Below are 15032 nucleotides of genomic sequence, written 5' to 3'. Positions count from 1 at the left end.
TTTCAAGGCCTATTTATTTTTTATATTCAATTCTCTTAAGTGTTTAGGAATAGATAACAAGTCAAATTTATACTCTCCAAGAAAAGTGATATGCTCCCAATTAATAGGAGATACATGCTTCATATACTTAGTTACTTCGGGATCTATTTTGACGAGATAATTATAAGCTGCTTGTAAGTAGACGGCGTTCCATATACTTATTGCATTTATTAACACATTAAGCGCACTAGCACTTTGAAGTTGTCGGCGAATATCGCGCTCCATAAATTTTCCGCGTCGCCCAAAAAATAGTTCTCTAGCTAAAGCATTAATCGCTTCTGTCTTATTTAGTCCATGAGTGATCCTTCGCCGTAGCTCACTATCTGTAATATAATCTATCATAAAAATGCTCTTTTCAATGCGACCTAGTTCTCTCAGTGCAAGAGCTACTCTATTCTTACGTGCGTATGAGCCTAGCTTTCCTAATAGTAAAGAACTAGATACTTTTCCTGTTTGAATCGAATAGGCGATTCGTTTAATTTCATCATAGTTTTCTTCAATAATTTTTACATTGATTTTTCCGCTTATATCTTCTGATAAGTTAGGGTAGTAGGAAGGTGATTTGATAGAAAATAATTGTGATTTTTTTATATTTCTGATGCGAGGTTCAAAATCAAAGCCTAGTAATGCGGTCATTCCAAACACCTGATCAGAATACCCATTTGTATCAGTAAAATGTTCCTCAATATCTAGATCTGTTTCATGATAAAGTAGGCCATCAAGGGTATGAGTAGCTTCCCTTGTATTAGTTGAAGCAACCTCGATATGATGAGTCGTATGCCTATCATTTATTGATCGAATCATTGTAGCTCCTTTTTCCATACTTTTGTAATGTGGATTAACATCGGATTTTAGAGCTGAGACGCCCACTGGGACGCGCATTCCGTCTGAAGCAGTGGTTTTTCCTTCACCCCAAAAGTCTGCAACAGGAAGCTTTAACTGATAATTAACCAAAACAGATTGAGCACGAGTCAGAGCTTCTTTATAAAAGCGCCATTGTTTGGCATTGGCTAACTGAGAATAAGAAATTCCAGGAGTTGATTGGGCCATTTTTTCAAGACCAATATTCATCCCTAAACCCAGCAAAGCAGCAAAAATAATTTTTCTTTCTTGTTCACTCGGCGGTTTCCCTGTAGAATCATGACTAAATTCTTGTGAAAAGTTGGTCCAACTGTCCACCTCAATTAAAAGATCACTAAGCCTTATCTTAGGAATTATTGAATAAAGTTTTTTTCTATATATTTCTGCTTCGCTAGGTGTAACTTTTTCCAACTTTTTAAGGTTTGCTCTTGAAATTCTCTTATCAACTGTCGAATAAAATTGAAGCTGTAAATCTAAAATTATTTCCCGATCCTTTAAATAGTCCTCAAACGTGTCTGGAATAGTTTCTGAATCAATACAAGCAGATAAATCAACTAAGTAATCATCAATATTTCGATGGATCATACTTCCTTCAACTGAAATATCTCCTGATCGAATATTGTTCTTTAGCTCGGTGAAAGCTACTAACTCATAGTAAGACCGATCTATTTTCCCCTCTTCTGGCCGAACAAGGCTTTTCCATTTTTTACTCACAAAATCAGTAGAAGTATCTGCCGGTATTTTTCTTTTACCACTATTGTGTAAATCAGTTAGTTGAGTTAGGGCCATGAGGACTGGATTTGCTGCCGGAGTTGCTTTGAACGAAAGGGTCCTCAATAACATTGGCGTGTATCTTCGGAGGTAATTAGCTTTATTTCGAACCATTTCTAAATAGCCATGATTTTTATTACCTGTAATTTTTTTAGCTTCTTCTCCATCTTGTACTAAATCTTCCCAAGGCATGATTCGTTCAATTTCGTCAAAAGGATTACTATCATTATCTTTTGCAAAGTGAAGAGCATCAATTAAAGAAGCATAATGTTCCAATTTTTTAGTAGCCAATTTTCCTTTTTCTTTTAACTGTTCTTGTGAATCACGTGTCCCTTTGCGTTTAATACTTGCTAAAATGCGGTCATTAATCTCAATCAGTTGATCGATCAGATATTGATGATGATTGACTAAAAAAGCAATAAGTAAAGAGTATCTTTTTTCAAGCTCAAAACGGGAGAAGTCATATGCATCATAATTTTCCCCTAGTCTAGCTAGCTGAAGAAACCTGTTCCGATTAATATGGGAGACATTAATTGTCCCGAGTCCCATGGAAGCAATCACTTCCACTTTTTTACAAATACTCATAAAGCTTTCTGGATTTGCCTTACCTGGAATGTCTTTTAGCCAAGCGAGTTTAGTTATTTTCGTCTCTTCATAAATTTGAAACAAACTCTCTAGTTTTTCAATTTGTATATCTGTTAATGAACAGAGTAATATTGAAAATAAGTTGTTTTCTGCTTTATCTCGACAGCGGCTTATAATGTCTTCAAGTGTAGCTATAGATGGAAAAATAATTCTTTTTCGAGTTAAGAAATCAATTGTTTTTTTCATTAGATAGATAGAGTCATCATTTTCTAAAGCTAGTTCAATTAAATATTCTATTAACTGTTTTTGTGTATTAGCACTACCGAATCGATGATAGTTGAATACTTCTAAGATCTCGTTGAAGTGATTTGCACGTGTATTTCTATGATCATATGAATTTAAATCAATTGCATCAAGATGGAGCTGTCGACTCACATAAGAAGTTAGTCTGGTTGATTTAATCGGCCAATTACTTAAAGAACACCCAGGATACCGGGCCAAACAAAGTTGTATCGCAAATCCTAGTTTATTGACCTTTCCACGGTGTTGATTAATAACCTCCAGATCATAATCAGAAAAACTAAAATACGCTTTAAAATCCTCTTCTGATAAGTGGTCTACAGAAAGAAGTTGTTCACGCTGTGAAGTAGTTAAAATTCTTTTCATAGCCATATCTTAAGCATTCCTTTTATTGAGGTAACGGTAAAAGGTTGTTTTGCTTAATTTAGAGGCATCAAGAATTTGACGAATAGAATACTCTTTGCTGTCATACATTTTTAAAGCTAAATCAATTGATAGCTTACCTTTACTTGGACGGCCCCCTTTTTTTCCTCGGACTCTGGCTGCCTTAAGACCAGAGTTAGTTCGTTCAATAATAATATCCCGTTCCAGTTCTGCTAAACTAGCCATAACTCGGAAAAAGAATCTTCCCATAGACGTTGAAGTATCTACGTTATCTTGAATAGATATAAAATTGACACTAAGTTCTTCAAATAATTCAGAAAGTTCAATCAAATGTTTAGTTGATCGTGAAATTCGATCTAACTTGTAAATGACAACAGAATCTCCTTCACGTAGTAGGTTGATCATTTCTTCTAATTGCGGTCGGTCTTTTTTCGTACCAGTTACTTTTTCTTGAAATAATTTATCAATTCCATAATGAGTAAGTGCATCAATTTGTAAACTAAGATTTTGATCATCCGTACTCACTCGAGCATAGCCAAAAATCATAAAAAAACCTCCTTAATTTTATAATTTAAATGTACCATAACTCATTAAGTATAACTATATAGGAACTATGAAAAAGGAACGGATTTTGGTACTTGATTTACTTAAAAAACATTTAGAAAAAGCAGGAAAATGAAAAGGTACCATAAACGGTCGTTTATGGTACCATTCAAATTTATCCTTATTGTACAAAATAACAGCGAAATTTTTAAATCTATTCCTTATCGATACAAATTCCCCGTAGGCGCTAGGGACCTCTTTAGCTTCTTGGAAGCTGTCAGTAGTATACCTAATAATTTATCTACATTCCCTTTAGTAACGTGTAACTTTCCAAATTTACAAAAGCGACTCATAGAATTATTTCCTCCCGTTAAATAATAGATAACTATTAAAAATAGACAATACTTGCTCATAAGTAACGGTACTTAAATTGTTTACTTTGGCGTGTTTCATTGCTTGATGAAACTGATTTTTAGTAAACAGTTGACGATATTCTCGATTGACCCATTTTGAAACAAAGTACGTATATAGCTTCCAATATTTATCTGGAACATCTGTGGTATGGCGGGTAAGTTTTATTAAGACACTGTTTACTTTTGGTTTAGGATGAAAGCATTCCGCTGGCAGCTTAAGCAATTGCTGAATCGAGACTTGAGTGTGCAAGAGCAACCCTAGTGTTCGGTGAATATCCAAGGTACGCTTGTAGAATCCTTCTTCAACAATCAGATAGATGTCAGACGCACGGCTTTCAAAAACCACTTTTTTAATAATTTGTGTGCTTAAATGGTAAGGAATATTCCCAACAATTTTATACCTCTGTTTGTTAGGGAATTGAAACTGTAGAATATCTTGGTGAATTAAAGTGACACGAGTATTCAGTTTTAATTTTTCTGACGATAAGTTGAATAGATGACTGTCTAATTCAATAGACGTTACCTGTTTACTTATTTTAGCCAGTTTCGTCGTTAAATGCCCTTTACCTGTTCCAATTTCGTAAACGGTATCGGTTTCTTTTAAATTCAATTGTTTTATTATTTGGTTGAGTACTTTTTCACTCGTTAAAAAGTTTTGAGAATATTTTATATTTTTGTTCATGTAATCTCTCCTGAAGTGATTACATCTATAAACAAATACAGAAGTTAAACGATTTGTTTGTAATTTTAGTTATCTGTTTAAAAAGTCATAAGATTAGTCACTGGTAGGAATTAATCTAACGTATTTATTTATCTGCGTAATCACTGTTTTTAGTCTGTTTCAAAACAGTAGATGTTTTATCTACATTACGCATTTGGAATACCAACATGACGAATCCCTCCTTCTTAATTACAAATTTTTAGCATCTAATTTAACTTCAATTCCTATTATACAAAATTTTAAGATAATGCACAATCAACACACTCTTAAGTTTGCTTCTAAGTCTTATTTCCATAACTTTAGGGTTAACCATACGCAAGACCAATCACTCTCGGACAATACTCATGATTTTAATGATAAAATCCATGTTAAACCCATAGATAAGAAATACACCTGCAATAACCGTTACCTGTTTGTGCCAATTTAAAAATGCACCACTTTTTTATAATTAAAACGGTTGAAAACTGTACCACTAATAACTCACAATAGAGAGATGTCACCGTCAAGTTAAATGTACAAAATAACAGCGAAATTTTTAAATCTATTTCTTATCGATACAAATTCCTCGTAGGCGCTCGGGACCCCTACCTGCTAATAACTTGGTAAAAAGCACCCGACGATTACAGATAGAGAAATACATGGATAGCTTTACAGACAAAGAACTATCCTTAATGGAATCTTTAGCCAGCGGTATCAACGAAGCAAGAAACATCGAAGACTAATTAAAAGAATCCATACATAACGGAAAGAGCCGATAAAATGAGATTGTATTAATCTCATTTTATCGGCTCTGCGTCTTTGCGTCTGGCTCTGTAATCACAGTTACTTTGAACTGCTTTATTTCAATTAAATTTTCTTGTCTGCATTTCGGACAATAGAGGGGGAATTTTTTTAATTCAGTATCTTCCCTTATCTTTAATCGTGTTTTATTTCCACATACAGGACACAATATCCACTTGTAGTTTATAATAACTATCTCCTCCTTTACACTTTAATTCAAATCTTTATTAAAAAATATTTCATCTTATTTAACAAGAAACCATATTTATATAACAACATAAAATACACTAAGTTATTTTATTGAACATATATCGTACTTTATCTATCCGACTATTTGGACGACGGGGCTGGCAAACAGGTTCACCGGTAGTAACATGGTACCCTTTTAACTCTGTTAAACAAACACTACGTCCATTTGTAAAGAAAGTTAAATCACTACGATATTCTTGAATACACCGAGCAGGGATTTCTCCACTAAGAATGACCTCATTATTTTTCAATTGAGTGTCTACGATGTTCGCACAATATTTAGGAGCATCGTTGTATGCTCGTGAAAGATATTCCTGTGGCGCATAAATTTTAAAACTAAGATATGGCTCTAACAATTCTGTTCCAGCTTTTTTTAAGACTTGTTCCAATACAATAGGAGCAAGCATCCGAAAATCTGCTGGGGTACTAACAGGGCTATAGTATAAGCCATACTTAAAACAGATTTTACAGTCCGTCACATTCCAACCATATAATCCTTGTTCGCAACCATAGCGTATCCCTTCCATAACTGCATTTTGAAATGATTGATTTAAGTATCCAAGAGAAACCGAGCTCTCATACTGTACTCCGCTCCCTAATGGAAGCTGTGCTACAGATAGACCAATGGAAGCCCAGAAAGGATTCGGTGGAACTTCGATGTGAATGGTATACTCTGCTTTTTTTAACGGTCTTTCCATATAAATGACTGTAGGCTCTTTTATTTCTATCTCCACATGATACTTTTCTTGCAGCAGAGCACAAGTCACTTCCATTTGTACTTTCCCTAAGAAAGAAAGTATGATTTCATGTGTCGCAGAATCCACATAATATCGCAGAAGCGGGTCACTGTCGGAGATTTCTAAAAGTGCATCAAGTAACATTTCCCTTTGTTGAGGTTTGCTCGGTTCAACAGTCGTTTGCAGCAGAGGGAGGGGATTTTCAATTCTCTCTCTCTGTGGCAATAGCTTTGTATCTCCAAGAACACTATTTAACTTCAAAAACTCATTCTGCAAAATAACAATTTCCCCGGAATAAGCCTTATCAATTTTACATAATTCACCATTTATTGAAGTATACATTTCTGTAATTTTTATTTTTTCCTTTTCCGATATTCTAACCGAATCTCGCAAATGCAGTACGCCACTATAAAGACGTATATATGCAAGACGCTGTCTTTTTTCCGAATACTCAATTTTGAAAACTTTTCCGCAAAGTTCAGACTGACCTCGATGTGTTGATGAATAAAATTTATTCGTAATCACTTCTATAAGGTTATCAATCCCTATATTGTTTTTTGCACTTCCGTGATAAACAGGGAACAGAGAACAATTCTGAAATCTTATGCTTTCCTCTTGTTCGAGTTCCAATGCTTCTAATGATTTACCGGACATATATTTCTCTAAAAGGTCATCGTTTCCCTCTATTACCGTATCCCATTGTTCAGATTCGGTAAAGTTCGTCACACACATATTAGGATACAGTTCTACCTTCTGTTTGATTACAATTTCGGCAGAAAGTTTCTCTTTAATATCCTGATAAACCGTTGATAAATCAATTCCATTTTGGTCAATCTTATTGATAAAAAAGATTGTGGGAATCCCCATTTTCCTAAGTGCATGAAATAATATACGAGTTTGTGCTTGTACGCCATCTTTTGCAGAAATCAGTAGAATTGCCCCATCTAAAACTGATAATGAACGATATACTTCTGCTAAGAAATCCATATGTCCTGGCGTGTCTATGATGTTCACCTTCGTATTTTCCCACTGAAAAGAGGTTATTCCTGTCTGAATTGTAATTCCTCTCTGACGTTCTAAAAGCGTATTATCCGTCCTCGTTGTACCTTTGTCCACGCTTCCTAATTCTGTAATCGCTCCACTGTTATATAATAAGCTTTCTGTTAAGGTAGTTTTTCCTGCATCAACATGAGCTAAAACTCCAATATTAATAATTTTCATGTGATTTTCCTCCATTCAAAAACCCAAAAGGGCATAAAAATCCCAGTGATAAATACGGACAATAAAACTCCAGTGAATTAAATTACTTTTATCACTGGGATTTTTTATGCATAACCATAGGCATACAAAGCATACAGATATTCTCCGGATACTTTAGAATCACATGATAAAGGTATTCTTAAACTGGGTACAAAAAACTAAGCCCTCCTAAAAAAGGACATCCAATTATTTGTTCCCACTATCAAATTGACAGTTTATTTAAGAATACCTTGCCGCATATTTATTAACTCCTTTTAAATAGATACTTAAATAATAGCACGTAAGAGCATATTTGTCAAGGAATCTCCAATTTTTTATCAAAGAGAGTACGTGATTACAAAATAGCTGTAATAATGTACCAATATTTGTTATTCTATAATCTTCCAATTACTCCCGTTCTTTTCAAGTACCAAATCAAATTGAGATACCTGCGTTGCTTTGGTCTGCTGGTCGATATACTCCACTGTCAGCGATACCGTGACTTGATTATCCTTACGATTGTGAATAGGATTTACCAGTTCTTGAAAGATGTACTCTTTTCCGATTGGTTTTAATATCCCGTCATTCACATAGTAGGAAAGTTCACTGGCTGTCGCTGTAGGATAGAGCTTGAAGAACGTCGTTAAAAACTCATTGATTTCATTGGTTGTAATGGAATCAACCGTCCCCTCACTTTCAATGGCTTTTGGTTTATAACTTGATTTCTTAGGTATGTTGGTAATGGTCGGATTCTTAACCAGTACCATATTTCCAGAACCATCTACATAGACACTCACTATATAAGCAGAGTGGACGGTCTTTGTATTTTCTCCCTCTGTAATGAGCTGGTCTACACTGTAGGTTACATTAAACTCATTGTCGCCAGTTGGCTCTACCGTCCATATCTGAAATCCTCTTACAGAAGACGATACAGGAATATCTTTGCGTACTGTATCAACATTGAGAGCTTGAAGTTCATCTGTCAGATAGCCTTTTAGACTTTCCATTCGATTATCAATGGACTTATCGGATTGCTCCCATGAATAGTAGACTTTCGCAAAGTTCTCTACAAAATTTTCTACATGATGAGTATCAACGTATTCCTTTTCTATGATAGTTGTTTCGTGAATAGTATGAGTATCTATAGCTGTAAAGTGCTTGAATATCGCAAAGCTGAAACTAAGCCCTAAAAGTACCCACAAGGCAATCACAACCTTTTTATGAGGATTGACCTTATAGTAGACACGAGGTTTCTTTTCCTTTGGTATCTGTTTTTCTTTATTCTGATTTTTTCTAAATTTCATCATTAAATCTTCCTTTCTCATTGTTTGATTCGTCCTGCTCCCACTAAATGCTGTTGCCAGTAGGGGCTTGTTAAGTCGGCATAACCGATTGGGTCGCCTGCATGAAACATACGGTTATTGCCAAGGTATATCCCAACATGAGTAATATAAGAGCCAGCGTTATAGGTAGAATGAAAGAAAACCAAATCGCCAGCTTGTGCTTCCGATAGTGGGATATGCTGGGTCACATCATATTGCTGTTGTGCGGTTCGTGGTAAGTTAATTCCAGCTTTTCCATACGTCCATTGTGTCAGTCCGCTACAATCAAAAGAAGTAGTCGGGGAAGCTCCACCGTAAACGTATCGCCAGCCCTCATATTTCAGTGCTTCGTCCATGATGGCTTGTACCGTATCATCATCAAACTCTGTTGTGACAAGATACTGCGTTACCAGTTGCACATAAAACATATTGCCATAGTTGTATCGCCAGCCCCCATTGATAGGTATGGCTATGGGATTGGGGTAAGACACTTTTTCGCCACCTGAATACTCTTTTGAGAAACTTTGAGCCAGTTCAAAGGTATATTTATTTCCACGATTAGCCACATACCCTAAGAAACCACCACCATAATTGTAGGACTGGATAACCGATTCTAAATCTACACTGAGCCTTTCGCTACTGGCTAATAATTCACTGAAATACTTCACACCTTGCTTAATGGATTCTTCTGTACTCAATGAATTAGGTGGAAGACCGAGGGATTCCGAGGACTGCATAACATCTTCCGCAGTACCGCCCGATTCCACCTGTATAATCGCAAGAAGTATGTTGACATATTCTTCAACGCCATATTCTTTGGCATATTTTTCTACCATAGGCTTATGAGCCAGCACTTCTGCGGAAACATTCACACCTCCATAATGAATATTGGAAATTCCGCTGTCCTGTTCATCTGAAAATAAAATGGCAACAAACAGAAGCAGTGAGAAGACCATCAAGAATAATCCAGAACCACCAATCACTAAAGTTTTCAGCTTCATGGTTTCTTACTGCCTTTCTTAATGGTGGCGGTTTTGATTGGTGGTCTACTTTTTGTATTTTGTAGTGGTACTCTTTGAACAGTAGACTGACGTTCTTTTGTGATTGAACGTTGTGAAGCTCTATCTGTTGGTGCAGTTGAAGTTACTGGCTTTTGAACCGTTCTTTCTTGAACGGTATTGCCTTGGCGTTCCACTTTTGGACTTGAAAAATCGGACTTAACTGCTGGACGCTCTTGTTTGGCTTGTTGAGATTCCTTATATGAAGTCTGAATATTAGACTGTTTTGAGGTCTGTTCATCATGATATTGTTCTTGTCTTGTAGTCGGTCTTTCATGAACAGAAGAAGCAGGCTGTTTTTTCTGTTTGACCTGTTCCATTTCAGAGCGACGCTTCGCAATGGTTTTTCGCCTTTGTTCCTGCTGTTCCTTGCGTCCACTGGCTCTGTCCGCTTTGGTTTGAGAAATACTACTGGTTAAATCACGGACATTCTCTTTTACTTTGGATTTTCCTTGATATACTGCATATCTTGCATTGGTCGGCAAATCTTTAACCTGTTCTTTCAAACCACTAGCAGTGTCTACCATTCTGTCTTTGGTATCAGCTACTGTACCGATGGTTTGACCGATACGTTTTCCAAGTGTTGATTTTTCCTTTCCGTCTGGTCGGGAGTGATCTGCTTGTGTCCTTGCAGAACTCCCCGAACCCGACTGTCCTTTTTTACCTGTAACAATGGCAGACCCAGCCCCTAGAGTAGTCATGGAACGTCCAAGTTTCCGCTGTAGACGGTGCATGTGAGCGTGCATAAGCATACGAGGTTTTCTCATCACACGACTTCCCACACTTTGAGAATCGTTACTCTGTAGAGAAAACATACTCATTAAATCGCCCAGCTTGAAGTAGATTCCTGCAAAGGTCACAATCTGTAGAAAAGCAATCAAAAAGAACGGATAACCAGCCGATAAGGTATAGAGCATGGTTGAAATACTAAATGCTGTCGTAATAATCAATGTGATTCCAGCTCGTGTCAAAATGGTATTAAAGAGCTTTGTTATGGCTCGTTTTGACATACCATCAAATGATGGAATCATGCTTAAAATAAAGCTCACAGGCAGAAACATAGCATAGATGATAAAAAGTACCTGCGAGAAAATCATGATTCCTGTTAATAGGAATACAAATATGGAAATCCCAATATTGAAGACAAATAGGAAGAAGACTGTACCTAAACGGTTAATGGTCTTTGTAATGGTTAGATTGGTATTGCTTCTGTCTTCAATTTCTTCCGCAACAATTTTTTCTCTGTCTTCGCCATTGTTGGAATCTGGGCTGGTGGAGAGCAGGCTTTCCACACGGTCAATACCGATACTTTCAATGTCTGAACTGTTGTATTGAAGCAGTAGCCACGGTTGCTGAACCTGTATGGAAAACAGGCTATCTCTGATTAAGTCCACGCTGTCCTTGCCTTGACTATCGGAATGGGGCATGACAATCTTCGTGCCAAGTGATAAACTGGCATTACTGATGTCTGATGAAAAGTCATTGATTTTTTTAATGTAGTCGGGAGCGTAGGCAATAAAGGAAGCCGATAGGATAAACACCAGCACAAAATTCATAATGGCATGAATTGCCTTTGTGGTTTCTCTCTTTATCAGTCCCGTATAGGCAACATAAACCCCAAGAACCAAAATCAAGAGTAAGAGGAATCCAACATAGAAACCCTCTGTTGAAAATCCGTTTGCACTCACACCAGCTAAGGTCTGCATATTCTTACCAATGGAATCTGCTGTAGCGGAAATGAAGTCTAAGGAATAGGCTTCCTGTACTAAGTAACCTGTCGCATTGGAAACATACAAACTGATTGTCCAAATAAAATTGGTAATGGCATATAGTCCATACATGACCTGTTTTCCAATCCCGTCCGACCAGTTCCACGGAAGCCAGCCCCAGCTATTATCCACATAAAAATCCAGTTGATAGTTTTCAAGTGGGTATCGGCTGTATTCATTTGCCACATTGACCGTATCATCTACCAAGCCCGCAGCTTGAACCACCGTTCCCAGCATGGCTAAAAGAAAAATGGCAATCACAAGTGTGAAAGCCACTGTCATTGCCACTTTACCTAGACGTTTCAGCGTCCAGTTTGATTTTATTCTGTTTACTATTGATGGTTTCACATTTACACCTCTTTTCGCACAGGTGGTCTGGTATCAAAGGCATGGAGCAGTTCTTCAAATACAGGGTGGAACTGTATCACACCGACACGACCATATAAATCACTGATAAGGCATTGCCCGTTTTCCAAATCACGCAATCGCTTCTGATTGTTTTCGTCCTCTGGGTCTACACCAAAAAAGGCTAAGGTCTTTTTAATCTCGTTAAGGTCAGTGGAACGAAATGCAAATTTTAAGCCGAGGTTATTTTTCAGTTTTTCATCTAAGAGGTCGTCTGTATTTTGGGTCACGAAATATACCCCAGCGTTCATAGCACGACCAGCCCGAACCAGCTTCATAGATAGTGTTTTTCCTTGTGCTACCTGTAAAAAGCTCCATGCTTCGTCTAAATCTACAATCTTGAAAATGCTTCGGTCTGTATGGATAAAGTCTAAAGCAAAGGTACTAATGACAATCAGCATAGCAACGGATAAAAGCTCCATAGTGGTATATTCCTCAAAGGAAGTTTCCTTGTCGGGAAGTACCAAGTCCGCAACCTGTATAATGTTCAGTTGTTTTTCTAAGCTGATAGACTGCTCCACATAACCATTACTGAATAATAAATGTGCAAAGTCATAGTCTGTAAAACTTTCGATATGGTCGGCTATACTGGTACTTAGTGGCGTATTCTCAACCCGTAATTCCTCAATCACTTTCATCAACCCTCGTACTTCACTATTGGTTACTGCACGAATGGCTTTTCTAAGGATTGGGAAGCGTTCCCCATCACGAGAGGAAATCCCCGTAAGGAATGTCAGAATATCAATAGCCAGTGATTCAGAATCTTTGGGATTTTTCATAATCACATAAGGGTCAAGTAAGCCTTTGTTTTTCTCATCAGAAGTCAGAGTGACGATATTGATTTCATGGGAAATCTCTGGCAAGGTTTCTTTCCATCTGCCACGTTCTGCTTTTGGGTCTACAATCACTGCTTGTGCCCCATAAAGCACCGCATAATAGACGATAAGGTTATTCGCAAAGGATTTACCACCACCCAGCGAACCAACAAAAGCCGACGCTAACGCATTGGTTACTGAACCCTTAACCCCTTGACTGGCAAGAGCAGGTTTCAGATAGACATTGCGTCCAGTATCTAAGCTGTAGCCAACATAAATCCCCTCATTTTCCCCCAGCATTTGAGTAGCACCAAAACCTAAACCAGCGAGGAAATCAGAGGTCACGTATTGAATATAATCATTCATATAACGCTTGCTGGCAGGTAAAAATTCTTCATGTAAGCCGAGCATATCCCCAAATGGTCGTACCAGTTTTACGCTTAAATCGTCATAAAAATCTTTCACTTCATTACAACGACGTTTGAGTTCGTCAAGATCATTTGCTGATACCCTTACCACATAAGACAGCTTGTACATAGATTCCTTGCTTTGGTCTAAATTGGTTTCCAGCTCATTCACACTTTCCAGAGCTTCCGCCACATTGGAGCTGGTTTCATTATCACTTTGCCAAGCGTGGTTATCCAAGTCTTTCAGTTCTTTCTTTTTATTGCGGACAGTAGATAGGGCTTTACGATTCGCTACAATTTCCACATTCATTGACGTATCAATCGGGAATGTAAATTGCTGTTGCTGGTAGTAGAAGATTTCAGAGGACGGGAAGTCCAGTTCTCCGACAATGCTGTTAATGGTAAAGTAAGCTACATAGACGGTTTCATCTTCCTGCTGGATTTTCAAATATCGCTGTTTTTCTTCCACCAAACAGCGAGTAGGCTTAATCAAGTCATAGTATTTAATCAGCGTTTCATTATCCAGCTTTTTCTTTGATAGATGGTACTCATACTCTTCATAGGCAGTGCCTGTCTGTCCGTAAAGGTGTTCAATCAGATAGCCGAAGTCGTCCTTATCTAACCTGCGGATTTTGAAACGACGAGAGATTTTATTTTCTAAGAGCTTTTCCATCTTCTGAAAACGCAGGATTTCATCATTACTCATACTAACAAAATCGCCCATCAGCTTATGGTTCACATCATAGACAAAATCAGACAAAGCATTTTTTGCTTCAACGGTAAGACTTTTCATAGAAAACTCCTGATCGTTGAGAAGCAACTTAAAGCCGATAAAGAAACGGTAGTTCACTTGATTTTCGCCAATCATGGATATTAAAGCGTCTGTCTGTTGGTCGATTTTGTCATAGGCAACCGCTTTGAGCTTGCCAGTGACTTCATTTTTGGAACGCTCTTGTGCAGAACGTATGCTGGATTCTGTACTGATTTGTAAAGCATGAATTTTGCCATCACGATTTTGTGCGATAAGCTGTCTGAAAGAATCATGCACTTGTATTTTCTGTTCTGGACTTAGAAATGAGTAATTGTAAGGAACAAGCTCATAGTAAGCATAACATTCCCCGTCTTTATTCCAGACGAGATTGTTTTCAATGTATTTAATTGGATATGCCATAAAATTCACTCCTAACTGCTGTAATGGCTTCTTGTGGCTGGTTTCTGCCAAGCGTTACTTTTTTTCCTGCATAGGTCAGCTTTGGTCGCAGTGCATAAGCAATGACAGACTTCAAAAATCCATAAGGCTTTTTACCATCAAAAGTTTTTGTAGACATAAACCATGTGAAAGCCACAGGAATCCCAAAGTATTTGAGAAATGCTCCCTCTATCATGGAAAGAGGGGGCAAGTTGCCAAGTATCATCACTGCAAAGAGTGACACGACAAACCATGTCATTTGCGTAAAGGTTATGGGAAACGGAAGTCTAAAATCATTGATAGAATACAGTACCTTTTCCACAGACCAGATACTGGTATAGCTTCGTATTTTCTTCATGTAATCAATCCTTTCATAAAAAATAGGGGTAGCTGATTGAGCCACCCCGTAAAATAGAAAATCTGCCAGTAGTAATGTACCGACAGA

Annotated in this window: 11 protein-coding genes and 2 pseudogenes; 1 reads left to right on the top strand and 12 read right to left on the bottom strand. The window is 37.4% G+C overall.

The features are described 5' to 3' along the window. Positions 1 to 9: 9 nt before the first annotated feature. The 5 genes and pseudogenes from SPPN_RS01425 to SPPN_RS14285 form a co-directional block, all read right to left on the bottom strand. The gene (locus tag SPPN_RS01425; RefSeq protein WP_001240982.1) at positions 10 to 2928 is read right to left on the bottom strand and encodes a Tn3 family transposase; all 2919 of its coding nucleotides are present in this window, start codon (positions 2926 to 2928) and stop codon (positions 10 to 12) included. A 3-nt stretch (positions 2929 to 2931) separates the two neighbouring features. Then, positions 2932 to 3486, bottom strand: coding sequence for a recombinase family protein (locus tag SPPN_RS01420; RefSeq protein ID WP_000576157.1), 555 nt, complete (start codon positions 3484 to 3486; stop codon positions 2932 to 2934). A 354-nt stretch (positions 3487 to 3840) separates the two neighbouring features. Further along, positions 3841 to 4578, bottom strand: coding sequence for a 23S rRNA (adenine(2058)-N(6))-methyltransferase Erm(B) (gene erm(B), locus SPPN_RS01415; protein WP_001038796.1), 738 nt, complete (start codon positions 4576 to 4578; stop codon positions 3841 to 3843). A gap of 124 nt (positions 4579 to 4702) precedes the next feature. Then, positions 4703 to 4786 (bottom strand): 23S rRNA methyltransferase attenuation leader peptide, encoded by an 84-nt coding sequence (locus SPPN_RS01410; protein ID WP_001814874.1) that lies wholly within the window; start codon positions 4784 to 4786, stop codon positions 4703 to 4705. 48 nt (positions 4787 to 4834) lie between these two features. Further along, positions 4835 to 4918, bottom strand: a pseudogene (locus SPPN_RS14285) (MLS leader peptide); the annotation flags it as partial. A 283-nt stretch (positions 4919 to 5201) separates the two neighbouring features. On the opposite strand from SPPN_RS14285, the pseudogene SPPN_RS01405 reads away from it, so the two are divergent. Continuing rightward, positions 5202 to 5339: pseudogene (locus SPPN_RS01405) on the top strand (XRE family transcriptional regulator); the annotation flags it as partial. Positions 5340 to 5398: 59 nt separating this feature from the next. Here the strand turns inward: SPPN_RS01405 and SPPN_RS11600 are convergent. The 7 genes from SPPN_RS11600 to SPPN_RS01370 form a co-directional block, all read right to left on the bottom strand. Further along, complete coding sequence (locus SPPN_RS11600; protein WP_000336323.1) at positions 5399 to 5566, bottom strand: cysteine-rich KTR domain-containing protein; 168 nt, start codon at positions 5564 to 5566, stop codon at positions 5399 to 5401. Positions 5567 to 5684: 118 nt separating this feature from the next. After that, on the bottom strand, positions 5685 to 7604 hold the full coding sequence (tet(M), locus tag SPPN_RS01395) for a tetracycline resistance ribosomal protection protein Tet(M) (RefSeq protein WP_000691743.1): 1920 nt from the start codon (positions 7602 to 7604) through the stop codon (positions 5685 to 5687). Between the two features lie 407 nt (positions 7605 to 8011). Continuing rightward, positions 8012 to 8947, bottom strand: coding sequence for a conjugal transfer protein (locus SPPN_RS01390; protein WP_001224320.1), 936 nt, complete (start codon positions 8945 to 8947; stop codon positions 8012 to 8014). After that, positions 8944 to 9945: a bifunctional lytic transglycosylase/C40 family peptidase gene (locus tag SPPN_RS01385; protein WP_000769868.1), complete on the bottom strand. Its 1002-nt coding sequence runs from the start codon at positions 9943 to 9945 to the stop codon at positions 8944 to 8946. The genes SPPN_RS01390 and SPPN_RS01385 overlap by 4 nt, the downstream gene beginning before the upstream one ends. Further along, positions 9942 to 12119, bottom strand: coding sequence for a CD3337/EF1877 family mobilome membrane protein (locus tag SPPN_RS01380; RefSeq protein ID WP_014017187.1), 2178 nt, complete (start codon positions 12117 to 12119; stop codon positions 9942 to 9944). The genes SPPN_RS01385 and SPPN_RS01380 overlap by 4 nt, the downstream gene beginning before the upstream one ends. A 2-nt stretch (positions 12120 to 12121) precedes the next feature. After that, positions 12122 to 14569 (bottom strand): conjugal transfer ATPase TcpF, encoded by a 2448-nt coding sequence (gene tcpF, locus SPPN_RS01375; protein ID WP_000331160.1) that lies wholly within the window; start codon positions 14567 to 14569, stop codon positions 12122 to 12124. Then, the gene (locus tag SPPN_RS01370; RefSeq protein WP_000723888.1) at positions 14553 to 14945 is read right to left on the bottom strand and encodes a conjugal transfer protein; all 393 of its coding nucleotides are present in this window, start codon (positions 14943 to 14945) and stop codon (positions 14553 to 14555) included. Before SPPN_RS01370 ends, tcpF begins: the two co-directional genes overlap by 17 nt. Positions 14946 to 15032 lie beyond the last annotated feature (87 nt).

It is taken from the genome of Streptococcus pseudopneumoniae IS7493 (genome assembly GCF_000221985.1).
Lineage (GTDB): Bacteria > Bacillota > Bacilli > Lactobacillales > Streptococcaceae > Streptococcus > Streptococcus pseudopneumoniae.
The sequence above is the reverse complement of the archived record's forward strand: the minus strand, read 5'-3'. Positions and strand labels throughout refer to the sequence as shown.

Bases quoted from the DNA above. Each gene is read 5' to 3' on its own strand.
- SPPN_RS01425 (WP_001240982.1), bottom strand. From the start codon at position 2,928: ATGGCTATGAAAAGAATTTTAACTACTTCACAGCGTGAACAACTTCTT.
- SPPN_RS01410 (WP_001814874.1), bottom strand. From the start codon at position 4,786: ATGTTGGTATTCCAAATGCGTAATGTAGATAAAACATCTACTGTTTTG.
- SPPN_RS01385 (WP_000769868.1), bottom strand. From the start codon at position 9,945: ATGAAGCTGAAAACTTTAGTGATTGGTGGTTCTGGATTATTCTTGATG.
- tcpF (WP_000331160.1), bottom strand. From the start codon at position 14,569: ATGGCATATCCAATTAAATACATTGAAAACAATCTCGTCTGGAATAAA.
- SPPN_RS01420 (WP_000576157.1), bottom strand. From the start codon at position 3,486: ATGATTTTTGGCTATGCTCGAGTGAGTACGGATGATCAAAATCTTAGT.
- SPPN_RS01370 (WP_000723888.1), bottom strand. From the start codon at position 14,945: ATGAAGAAAATACGAAGCTATACCAGTATCTGGTCTGTGGAAAAGGTA.
- SPPN_RS01390 (WP_001224320.1), bottom strand. From the start codon at position 8,947: ATGAGAAAGGAAGATTTAATGATGAAATTTAGAAAAAATCAGAATAAA.